General features: G+C 66.4%; 10 protein-coding genes, 3 tRNA genes and 1 pseudogene. 7 read left to right on the plus strand and 7 right to left on the minus strand.

Annotated features, from left to right (window positions below; all coding sequences use genetic code 11):
• The 6 genes and pseudogenes from ACWELQ_RS25255 to ACWELQ_RS25280 form a co-directional block, all read left to right on the plus strand.
• Positions 1-240, plus strand: a pseudogene (locus tag ACWELQ_RS25255) (hypothetical protein); the annotation flags it as partial.
• Between the two features lie 221 nt (positions 241-461).
• Positions 462-538, plus strand: a tRNA-His gene (locus tag ACWELQ_RS25260).
• Between the two features lie 21 nt (positions 539-559).
• Positions 560-637: transfer RNA gene (locus ACWELQ_RS25265), tRNA-Glu, on the plus strand.
• A gap of 13 nt (positions 638-650) precedes the next feature.
• Positions 651-725: transfer RNA gene (locus tag ACWELQ_RS25270), tRNA-OTHER, on the plus strand.
• A gap of 64 nt (positions 726-789) precedes the next feature.
• Entirely contained in the window at positions 790-1,494 is a 705-nt protein-coding gene (locus ACWELQ_RS25275; RefSeq protein WP_452399527.1) for a GAF and ANTAR domain-containing protein, read from the plus strand.
• Between the two features lie 291 nt (positions 1,495-1,785).
• On the plus strand, positions 1,786-2,007 hold the full coding sequence (locus ACWELQ_RS25280; protein ID WP_452399528.1) for a DUF397 domain-containing protein: 222 nt from the start codon (positions 1,786-1,788) through the stop codon (positions 2,005-2,007).
• Between the two features lie 37 nt (positions 2,008-2,044).
• On the opposite strand, the gene ACWELQ_RS25285 is transcribed toward ACWELQ_RS25280, so the two are convergent.
• The 7 genes from ACWELQ_RS25285 to ACWELQ_RS25315 form a co-directional block, all read right to left on the minus strand.
• Positions 2,045-3,469 carry an aspartate aminotransferase family protein gene (locus ACWELQ_RS25285; protein ID WP_452399529.1) on the minus strand — a complete coding sequence of 475 codons (1,425 nt, stop codon included), beginning with the start codon at positions 3,467-3,469 and terminating at the stop codon, positions 2,045-2,047.
• Between the two features lie 71 nt (positions 3,470-3,540).
• Positions 3,541-4,041: an Lrp/AsnC family transcriptional regulator gene (locus ACWELQ_RS25290; protein ID WP_452399530.1), complete on the minus strand. Its 501-nt coding sequence runs from the start codon at positions 4,039-4,041 to the stop codon at positions 3,541-3,543.
• Between the two features lie 59 nt (positions 4,042-4,100).
• A complete protein-coding gene (locus ACWELQ_RS25295; protein ID WP_452399531.1) occupies positions 4,101-5,519 on the minus strand; it encodes an NAD(P)/FAD-dependent oxidoreductase in 1,419 nt (472 codons plus the stop codon).
• A gap of 17 nt (positions 5,520-5,536) precedes the next feature.
• Positions 5,537-6,364, minus strand: coding sequence for an ABC transporter permease (locus ACWELQ_RS25300; RefSeq protein ID WP_452399532.1), 828 nt, complete (start codon positions 6,362-6,364; stop codon positions 5,537-5,539).
• A 1-nt stretch (position 6,365) separates the two neighbouring features.
• Positions 6,366-7,265 (minus strand): ABC transporter permease, encoded by a 900-nt coding sequence (locus ACWELQ_RS25305; RefSeq protein WP_452399533.1) that lies wholly within the window; start codon positions 7,263-7,265, stop codon positions 6,366-6,368.
• Entirely contained in the window at positions 7,265-8,350 is a 1,086-nt protein-coding gene (locus ACWELQ_RS25310) for an ABC transporter ATP-binding protein (RefSeq protein ID WP_452399534.1), read from the minus strand. Before ACWELQ_RS25310 ends, ACWELQ_RS25305 begins: the two co-directional genes overlap by 1 nt.
• An 8-nt stretch (positions 8,351-8,358) precedes the next feature.
• Entirely contained in the window at positions 8,359-9,573 is a 1,215-nt protein-coding gene (locus ACWELQ_RS25315; RefSeq protein WP_452399535.1) for an ABC transporter substrate-binding protein, read from the minus strand.
• Positions 9,574-9,821: 248 nt separating this feature from the next.
• Here ACWELQ_RS25315 and ACWELQ_RS25320 point away from each other — a divergent pair.
• The coding region (locus ACWELQ_RS25320; RefSeq protein ID WP_452399536.1) for a hypothetical protein at positions 9,822-10,607 on the plus strand (786 nt) is incomplete at its 3' end.

Genomic DNA, 10,607 nt, shown 5'->3' on the forward strand with positions numbered 1-10,607 from the left:
GCCGCCGCCGGCAACACCGAGGTGGTGCGCGCCAAGATGCGCACCATCGACCAGCTGGGCATCAAGGAGGACATCGAGGACATCCTCATCACGCTCACCGGGCAATACCATGTCATCCGGCCCATGACCGGGCGGAAATCCAAGGGGCTGTTCCTGTATCTGGCCCTCGACCGCGGCCGCGCCAACCTCGCCATGGCCCGCCACCGCCTCAAGGGGATCGAGGAGGATCTCGAGGTGTGAGGCCGACCCCGAGATAAATGGGTGGCGGCGGCCGCGCGGCGGAGTTAGCGTTACTCGCATCATCCCCGACGACGAAAGGACCGGCAGTGCATCATCATTCGATCCCCGTCGCCGCCGCGTCGTCGCGCGCCTTCCGAGAACACCTTGCGCCGGAAGCGTTTTCCATCGACCATCGCAGCCGCTGACAGTCCCGCACGGTTCCACCCCGTGCGCACCCCATGTTGAGCGAAGCCGAAGTGGTCGAGGCACCGGTTTGTGACACCGGTATCAGCGGGTTCGAGTCCCGTCGCTCAGCCCACTTCCGGATTGTCGGCCGCACGGCGCAGTTGCTCTGTTGGCTCATGGGCAGCCTGATTTTCACCCAGGACCTCCGTCGGTTCGATTCCGACCTGCGTCACCGCCCCTACTATGGCCTCGTGCTGCGCTGGCAGGCACCCTGATTCTCGATCAGGACTACGCGGGTTCGATTCCCGTCGAGGTCACCACCATCCGTTCGAATCGGTCGCGACCGGGTATGCCCCGAGGTGACCCGAGCGATCGGAGTACGCCATGGCCTACGACAAGTCCGCCCTGATTACGGCTTTCGCGCATTTCGCACGGATGCTGCCCACCGACTACGAGCCCGGTCAGGCGCTCGAAGAACTGGTCGACGCCGAAACCACGGTGCTCGGACTGCAAGGGGCCGGGGTCGTCATGCGGTCGCAGGGGCGACTGCGGATGGTGACCTCCCGGGGCGAGCGCGTGCTCGGAGCGGAACGATGCCAGGAGCACTACCAGCAGGGGCCGTGCGTCGACGCCTGCCGCAGCGGCGAGGTGATCGTGGTCGGCGATCTCGCCCAGGGCGGCGGACGATGGCCGCATTACACCGCGGTGGCGCGCCGGGACCATATCGGCGCGGTGGCCGGAATCCCGATGTGGTTGCCGCACACCGGGATCGGCGCGGTCAACCTGTACCAGGAGCACAGTCGGCGCTGGGCCGACCAGGATCTCGAGGTGGCGCGGGTGCTGGCCGACACCGCCGTCGGCTACGTCGTCAATGCGGGTGAACGCCGTCGGCACTCCGCAATTACCGGGCACTTGCAGACCGCGCTGGATTCCCGGGTGCTCATCGAACAGGCCAAAGGCATCATCGCGAACGCCTACGACATCGCGCCGGACGAGGCGTTCACGCTGATCCGGGGCTATGCACGGGCCCGCCGGCTGCGACTGCGCGAGGTCGCGCGCGAAATCATCGAATCGGGCCTTCGCATCTGAATCCCCATGGCGAATCACCGGATCGAACGGATACCGGGCACACGCTCAGCATCGAGCCGGTAGTGTGGTGCGGGTCGAACACACGTCGCGGAGCTGTCATCTGTCCAGCGGACGTGCCTGTTCCGCCCGAGCCCCCGGTGGATCGCTCGACGCGATCACGCATGCAAGGGGGCCAGTAGTGACCCATATGCCATTGAGCCGATGCCAGACGGCGCTGTCCCGCATCGCGGACCATCCGGCCGATTCCCCTTGCCCGAGTCCGGATCAAACGATGAGAGAGGGCAATACAACATGATCACCAAGGCGGATCTGCCGACCGGCCTCACGCTGCGGACCAGCACCGTCAGCGGCCGTAGCGGCAGTTGTGTCCAGGTGGGGTACTGGCCGGGACGCGGCGTGGTGGTGTCGCACAGCAAGGAGGGCGAAAACGGCGCGGTCCTGCTGTTCACCGTTCGCGAATGGGAGGCCTTCGTCAGCGGCGTGAAAGCCGACGAATTCCCCGCGGCCGACTAGCCGCCAGCAGACGCCGGGCAGACCGGACGGCCCGGAGTCAGAGCAGCTGCCAGGCTCCGATGAGGACGTCGCGGACGATCTGCTCGATCTCCTCGAACTGCGCCGGACCGCAGATCAGCGGCGGCGCGAACTGGATGACCGGTTCGGCGCGATCGTCGGCGCGGCAGTAGAGGCCGTTGGCGAACAGTTCCCGGGAGACGTGATTGCGCAGGATCCGCGTGGATTCCTCGCCGGTGAAGCGCTCGCGGGTGACCTTGTCCTTCACCAGCTCGACCGCCCAGAAGTAGCCCACGCCCCGGACTTCGCCCACGATGGGCAGGTCACCGAGCCGCTCCAGCGTGGTGCGGAAGGCGTTCTCGTTGGCCCGAACCCGGGCGTACAGACCCTCGCTCTCGAGAATGTCGAGATTGGCCAGCGCGACCGCGCACGAAACCGGATGCCCGCCATAGGTCGAGCCGTGCATGAACGGGGTCTCGGCGGCCTGGAACGGCTCCATCAGCCGGTCGCTGATCATGACCGCGCCCAGCGGCGCGTACCCGGAGGTGAGGCCCTTGGCGGTGGTGATCATGTCCGGCTGGTAGCCGAAACGCTCTGCGCCGAAAGCGGTTCCGAGCCGCCCGAAGGCGCAGATGACCTCATCGGAGATGAGCAGGACGTCGTGGCGGTCGCAGATCTCACGCACGCGCTGGAAGTATCCGGGCGGCGGCACCAGGCAGCCGCCGGTGTTCTGCACCGGTTCCAGGAAGACCGCGGCCACGGTCTCGGGCCCCTCGAAGAGGATCGCCTCCTCGATGCGGTCGGCCGCCCACAGCCCGTAGGCGTCGTAGTCGTCGGTGTGCTCGCCGCTGCGGTAGAAGTTGGTGTTCGGAACGCGGGTGGTGCTCGGCACCAGCGGCTCGAAAGGCGCCTTCGCACCCGGGATTCCGGTGATGGACAGCGCACCCAGCGAAGTCCCGTGATACGCCATCGACCGGCTGATCGCCTTGTGCTTGGTCGGCTTGCCGGTCAGCTTGAAGTACTGGCGCGCGAGTTTCCATGCGGTCTCGACGGATTCGCCGCCGCTCACGGTGAAGAACACCCGGTTGAGATCACCCGGTGTCATGGCCGCGAGCCGGTCGGCCAGTTCCAAGGCGGGCGGATGCGCATAACCCCAGACCGGGAAGTAGGGCAGCTGCCGCATCTGCCGCGCGGCGGCCTCGGCCAACTCCTCGCGCCCGTGCCCGACCTGCACCGCGAACAGCCCGGCAAGCCCGTCCAGGTACCGCTTGCCCTGATCGTCGTAGAGATATGCGCCCTCCCCGCGGACGATCACGGGGGTGCCGGCTTCGTCACGCCCGTTGTGGGTGGCGAAGTGCATCCAGAGATGGTCGCGCACGACGCGGCTGGCGTCGGCGGTGCTGGCGGAGGCGGCGATGGCGGTCACGGTAGGACTCCTCGAAGTCGAGCTTTCTACGGATATCATACCGATTTGCCAATTTGGCGACTGATTTCGTTGCAATCTTCCTGTTAAGTTCGGATTTCGTTGCATGGCAGCTAGCGCGTTCCCCACCGGTACGTCTGCTTGTTGAGCTTCAGATAGACCATGATCTCCGCGTGCCGCACATCGCCCAGCGCGCGAATGCGATGCGACACCAGATCCAGCAGCGCCTCGTCATCGGGACAGACCGCCTCGCACAGAATGTCGTAGCGACCCGCGCAGACCACCACATAATTGATCTCGTCGATGGCCGACAGCGCGTCGGCCACCGGCTGCACCGGGCCGTCGACCGTGATCGCGATCATGGCCTGTCGGAACAGCCCGACCTGCAGCGGATCGGTCACCGCGACGATCTGGATGACGCCCGCGTCCGACAGCTTCTGCACGCGCTGGCGCACCGCGGCCTCGGACAGGCCGACGGCCTTGCCGATGGCCGCGTAGGGGCGGCGGCCGTCCTCCTGCAACTGGGTGATGATCTGTTTGGAGATCTCATCGAGTGCCGGGGAGTTGGGGGCCGACGAGTTTCGGCCGGAAATCGGGTCGTTCACCTCGATCATCTTTCCCTGTCGGACCGCGCGGGTGGCGGCCCGACCCGGGCCGGGCCGCCAGTGGCGAATCAGCTGTCGAAGCCCAGCCCGGTGACGTCCATGACGCGCAGCCACAGATTACGTCTGCCCTGGTTGGCATCGGCACGTGCCATCGACCAGCGGGTGAGCTGAATTCCTATGGAGCGGAACGGCTCCGGCGGCATCGGCAACGGGCGTGAGCGCACCATGCGCAGGCGGGTGCGCTCGGTGTCGAGCCCCCACAGCCGGTCCAGCATCACCTCGGCACCGAATCGGGTGGCACCGACGCCGAGGCCGGTGTACCCGACCGCGTAGGCGAGCCGACCACGATAGGCCGAACCGAAGAAGGCGCAGAATCGGCCACAGGTATCGATGACACCGCCCCAGCGGTGGGTGAAGCTCACCCCGTCCAGCTGCGGGAAGGTCCGGAAGAAGTGCTCGGCGAGCCTCTCGAACGTCGCCTCGTTGTACTCCAGATTCGGCGCGATCTTGTTGCCGTAGTGATAGATCGCGTCGTAGCCGCCGAACAGGATGCGGTTGTCACTGGTCAAGCGGTAATAGTGAAAGCGGTAGGAGGCGTCGCCGAGGCCCATGCGATGCTTGCCCCAGCCGATCGCCTCCAGCTGTTCAGGAGTCAGCGGCTCGGTCATCAGCGCATAGTCGTAGACCGGCACCACATGCCGTGCCACCTTGGCCAGCGGCCCCTGGAAGGCGCTGGTGCACAACGCGACCCGAGGAGCGCGCACCTCGCCGTGCGGCGTGTGCAGGGTCAGGACGCCGCCGCGCTTCCGCGAGATGCGTTGCACGGGTGTACCTTCGAAGATTCGCACGCCTTGCTCCAGGCAGGCGCGGCGCAGGCCCCAGGCCAGGCGGGCGGGGTCGAGCATGGCGACGCCGTCACGGTCCCAGCAACCGCCGAGATAGGTGGGCGAGTGCACCAACCGCTGCACCTCCTCGGCGCTGAGCATTTCACTGCGATAGCCGAGAGCGACCGCGGCATCGTGGTTTTCACGCAGCCAGGTCAGCTCGTGCGGTGCCGTCGCGACTTCCATCTCACCGGTGCGCTCGAAATCGCAGTCGATGCCGTAGCGGTGGATGGCGGCCTCGATCTGGTCGAGATTCTCCCGGCCCATCCGCTCGATGACGTCGAGTTCCTCGGGGAAACGCTCTGCGCCATTGGCGATTCCGTGGGTGAGGCTGGCGGCGCAGAAGCCGCCGTTGCGGCCGGAGGCGGCGTGGCCGCACAGGGCGGATTCGACGAGTACGACGTCGAGCCCAGGGTCTCTTTCCTTGGCCAGCAGCGCCGTCCAGAGTCCGCTGTAGCCGCCGCCGATGACGGCCAGATCGGCGTCGGTGGCGGTGGTCAGCGGGTCGGTGGGCACCGGGCGGTCCGGTCGGTCGGTCCAGTACGGCGTCGGCGCCGCCTCGAGCAGTGCCGACGCCCACAGTTTGCTTCCTTTGGCCGACATGGCCGATCAACTCCTATTTATCGGGTGTGAATGCGCTGTTTCGCGGTGCGAGTGCGCAACTGCGCGGCGACGACGCAGACCAGCGACAACAGGAAGGTCGCGCTGGCCACGGCATTCACCTGGGGTGGAATGCCGCGCAGATTGATTCCCCAGACGTACATGGGGAAGGTCTCGGTGGTGCCGGAGGTGAAGTTGGTGACCACGAAATCGTCGAACGACAACGAGAACGCCAACAACGCGGCGGCCAGGATGCCGGGCCGGGCCAGGGGCAGGACAACGGACCGGAAGGCGTGGAAGGGGCTGGCGTACAGGTCCATCGCCGCCTCCTGCAACCGCGGATCCAGCCCGGCCAGTCGCGCTTTCACGGTCACCACCACGAACGACAGGCAGAACATGACGTGTGCGATGAGCACGGCCCCGAAGCCGAGCGGGATGCCCAAGCCGATGAACAGCGTCAGCAGGGACGAGCCCATGACGATCTCGGGGGTCGCCATCGGCAGGAAGATCAGCGCCTGCACCGCCGAGCGCCCGCGAAAGCGATAGCGCGCCAACGCGAATGCGATGCCGGTGCCGAGCACGGTGGCGATCACCGCCGCGCACGCGCCGATGATCAGGCTCAGCACCAGGCTGTCCTTCAGCCCGGCCGGTCCGAACATGTCGGTCCAGTTGTGCCAGGTGAACCGGAACTCGTGCAGGTTCAGCACGTAGGTGGTGTTGCGGCTGGCGGGCTGGTTGAACGACAGCAGCAGCACCACCGCGATGGGCGTGAGCAGGTACGCCAGGATCAGCCAGCCGAGGATGAGTACCGCGTTGGCGCGGATCCGGGCCCACAGTCGAGATGCCATCTCACACCACCTCGTCGGTGTCGGTCTTGCGCAGGTAGAGCATGACCAGCACCAGGATCGCGACCATCAGCACCACCGACAGCGCGGAGCCGACGGGCAGATCCTTGACCACCAGCAGGCGGGACTGGATCACGTTGCCGATCATGGTCGTTCCGGTATTGCCGAGCAGCTGGGCATTGACGTAGTCGCCGGTGGCGGGCACGAAGGTGAGCAGCGTGCCCGCGACGATGCCCGGCATGGTCAGCGGCAGCGTCACCCGCCAGAAGGTGCGCACCGGTCCGTGTGCCAGATCGGCCGACGCCTCCAGCAGGCGCGGATCGAGCTTGTCCAGACTCGTGTAGAGCGGCAGCACCGTGAACGGCAGGAAGTTGTAGACCAGACCCGCGATCACCGCGATCGGCGTCGCCAGCAACCGCCCGTCCGGGCCGAGCAGATGCACCGCCCGCAGCGCCGACACCAGCGGCCCGGTGTCGGCGAGAATCGCCTTCCACGCGAAGGTGCGCACCAGGAAACTGGTGAAGAACGGCGCGATCACCGCGATCAGCATGAGGTTCTTCCACCGCCCGCCGCGCAGCGCGATGGCATACGCCAGTGGATAACCCAGGAGCACGCACAGCACGGTGCAGATCAGCGAGTAGCCCAGCGAGCGCAGAATCTGCGAGTGGTACAGATCCCACGCGTAGGTGAAGTTGTCGAACGAGAAGGTCTGCGCGTATCCGGTCTCGATGCTGCCGGTGCGGTCGTACATGCTCGCGGCCAGCAGCTGCACGGTCGGCACCGCGAAGAACACCAGCAGGAACACGATGCCGGGCGCGAGCAGCAGATACGGTGCGAGACCACGCTTTCCGCGCGGCGGTTCCGCCGGCGCGACGGCGGGCGCGGATGCCGGGAGCACGGCCATCACGACCGCCCCAGCAGGAACGCGTGATCCGGATGCCAGTGCACCGCGATCGGCGACCCGGGCGCGACCACACTGCCGGGGCCGGTATTGGGCACCAGCGCGCAGAGTTCCTGACCCCATGCGGAGCGCACCATGTACTGGGTGGAGACACCCAGGAAGATGGCGTCGGTGACCACGCCGGTGAGGTGCGCCCGGCCGTCCGGCACCTGATCGGGATCGCTTGCCAGCCCGACCTTTTCGGGCCGGATGCCCAGGGCGGCGGTACCGGAGCTGACCCGGCAGCGCCGCTGCGGGACGGCGAGCCGATGCCCCTGCGCGTCGATGGTCACCTCATCGCCGCTACCGGTGACGGTGGCCTCGATGAGGTTGGTCTGGCCGAGGAAGTTGGCCACGAACTCGGTGGCGGGATAGTCGTAGATGTCCTGTGGCGCACCGGATTGCTCCAACCTGCCGCCGTTCATCACCGCCACGGTGTCGGCCATGCTCATGGCCTCCTCCTGATCGTGGGTGATGTGCACGAAGGTGATGCCGACCTCGGTCTGCAGGCGCTTGAGCTCGAGTTGCATCTGGCGGCGCAGCTTGAGATCCAGTGCGCCCAGGGGCTCGTCGAGCAGCAGCACCTCGGGATGGTTGACCAGCGCGCGGGCCAGCGCGACACGCTGCTGCTGACCGCCCGAGAGCTGCGCGGGCCTGCGCGTCTCGAAACCCTCCAGCTGCACCAGTTTCAGCATCTGATGCGCCTGATGGCGGGCGGCGGTCTTCCCGATGCCCTTGCGGCGCAGGCCGTAGGAGACGTTGTCCTCGACCGTCATGTGCGGGAACAGCGCGTAGCTCTGGAAGACGGTGTTGATCGGTCGGCGATAGGGGCGTAGCCCGGTGATGTCCTGCTCGCCCAGCATGATTCGCCCGGTGGTCGGCTGCTCGAGCCCGGCGATCATGCGCAGGGTGGTGGTCTTGCCGCAGCCCGAGGCCCCGATGATGGCGAAGAACGAGCCGTCGGGGATGGTCAGGTCCAGTTCGGCGACGGCGCGGAAATCACCGAAACTCTTGGTGACCTGTTCGATGCGGAGGTCTTGATCGGACATCGCGGATATCACGCACCCGTCACTGCCTGGAACTTGGACTGGTAGTCCTTCTCCTGGGTTTCGGTCAGGGACATGAAGATCTGCAGCTTCTTCTGCGTCTCCGGCGAGGGGAAGATCAATTCGTTCTGTGCCAGTTCGGGATTGAACTTCGCCATTTCCTCTTGCGCACCGGCGACCGGGCACACGTAGTTGACGAAGGCCGACAGCCGCGCCGCGACCGCCGGGTCGTAGTAGTGGTCCAGCAGCGCCATGGCATTGGCGGCATGCGAGGAGGTGATCGGGATCAGCGCCTCGTCGGAGTAGAGCATCGCGCCCTCGTCGGGGCTGATGAACTTGATCTTCGGGTCCTGCGCCGCGAGCTGGATGACATCGCCGGACCACGCCATACAGGCCGCGATATCGCCCTTGGCCAGATCCTGCACGTACTCGTTGCCGGTGAACTTGCGAACGTGCCCGGACTGCACCGCCTTCTGCAGCTTGGCCAGCGCGTTGTCGTAGTCGGCGTCGCTGAACTGCGCGGCGCTCTTGCCGACCGAGCGCAGCATCAGGCCCATGGTGTCGGGCATCTCGGTCAGGCACACCACCTTGCCCTTGAGATCGGGGCGGGTGAGCAGCTCGTCGATGGTGCGCACCTCCTTGGTGACATTGGTGTTCACGCCGATGCCCACCAGGCCGGACTGCCACGGCACCATGCGATTGTTCTGCGGATCGACGACGCTGCCGCGCAGCATCGGGTGCAGGTTCTTGACGAAGTTCGGCAGCTTGGCCAGATCCAGCGGCTGTGTATAGCCCTGCCGGACCACCCGCACCGCGGTCGAGTCCGACAGCACCATGAGGTCGCGCTGAATGCTCTTGCAGGCGGTCAGTTCCGCGCTGACCTTGCCCCAGAATTCGTTGTTGTCATTGATATCGGCGACATAGCTGACCTTGATGCCGGTCTTCGCGGTGAATTCCGCCATGGTCGGGTGCATTTCGGCATTGCCGGGCTGTTCATCCAGGTAGCCGGGCCAGTTCGAGAAGTTCAGGGTCTTCTCCGCGGCGGAATTGTCGGCCGGGGCGGTACAGGCCGCGCTGCCGTTGGAGGCCGATCCCTTGGTGCCGCATGCGGCGAGCGCGCCCGCGACCGCGACGAGGCCGCCCATCCGGAACAAGCCGCGGCGCGAGGGCCGCACGTCGAGCATTCCGCGCATCTCAGGGGGTAGGGAGTCCAGGGACTTGTTCATGGGAGGTCGCCTTCACCGGGACGGATATCGAACGTCGCCGCGGAGCCGCGGCGTTGGAGAGATGGTTCCATATCCCCTGTGCACAACAAGTGATTCCATTGAAAACTCTGTGTTACGCAACGAATTTAGTTGTCTAATCGCAAATCTGCCACGATCTCGACAAGTCGAATCCCGCTGACCGGGCGGTTACCCGCCGTCGGCCGACCGCAAGCAGACGGCACGGCCGCGACCGATTAGGTTCGGTGGCTGTGGCGGTCGAATATCGGGACGAGTATCGGGTCGGGGACATCGTCGAATTGTCCTGTCCGTTCACCGAAGCCCAGGTGCGCGAGCTGACCGAGGACGAGGTCCTCGTCGAATGGCCCTGGCGGGTAGTCGATCCCGACAGCGCGGGGCCACCGTGGAACGGGACGGTCGCGGTCGCCGCCGGGCCGGACGCCCCGGGCTGGGACCGGGAACTCTTCCGGATCCGGCCGATCGAGGGCGAACCGGCGGCGGGCGAACCGTGCCACATCGGGATTCCGGCCACCATCGTGCGCATAGTCGAAGTGCGGCAGTTCGATCCGCCCCGCGACACCGGATGGCTGCCGCGACCACGACGCGAGATCGCGTACGTCCGCCCGGGACAACCGGACCCTCACCCGCACCGAGCCCCCACCTTCGACCCCGATGACCGCATCCCCTACCGAATCGAATTGCTGTTCCGCCCCTACGCATTCCTCGAACCCGGCGACGAGGTCGCCGACGCCGCCGCGCGCGTGTGGCGCTTCAACACCGCCTGGGACTGGCACCCCTTCGACACCCGCCCAGGCACCACACCCACCTGGCCCCTCATGCTCCTGACCCGCCACGGCGACAGTGGCGACGATTCGGCCGCCGTCGACGTCGGCGAGGCCACCATCACCGGCTCACACCACGAGGAGCTCGCGAAATGGGTGGAACTGGCCGGACTGGACCCCGAACCCACCCCCGAACTCGAACGTGACGCCCGGTTCGACGACACCGAATTCGAAAACGACAGCCAACCAGACGAT

This window comes from Nocardia sp. NPDC004722, from assembly GCF_053601505.1.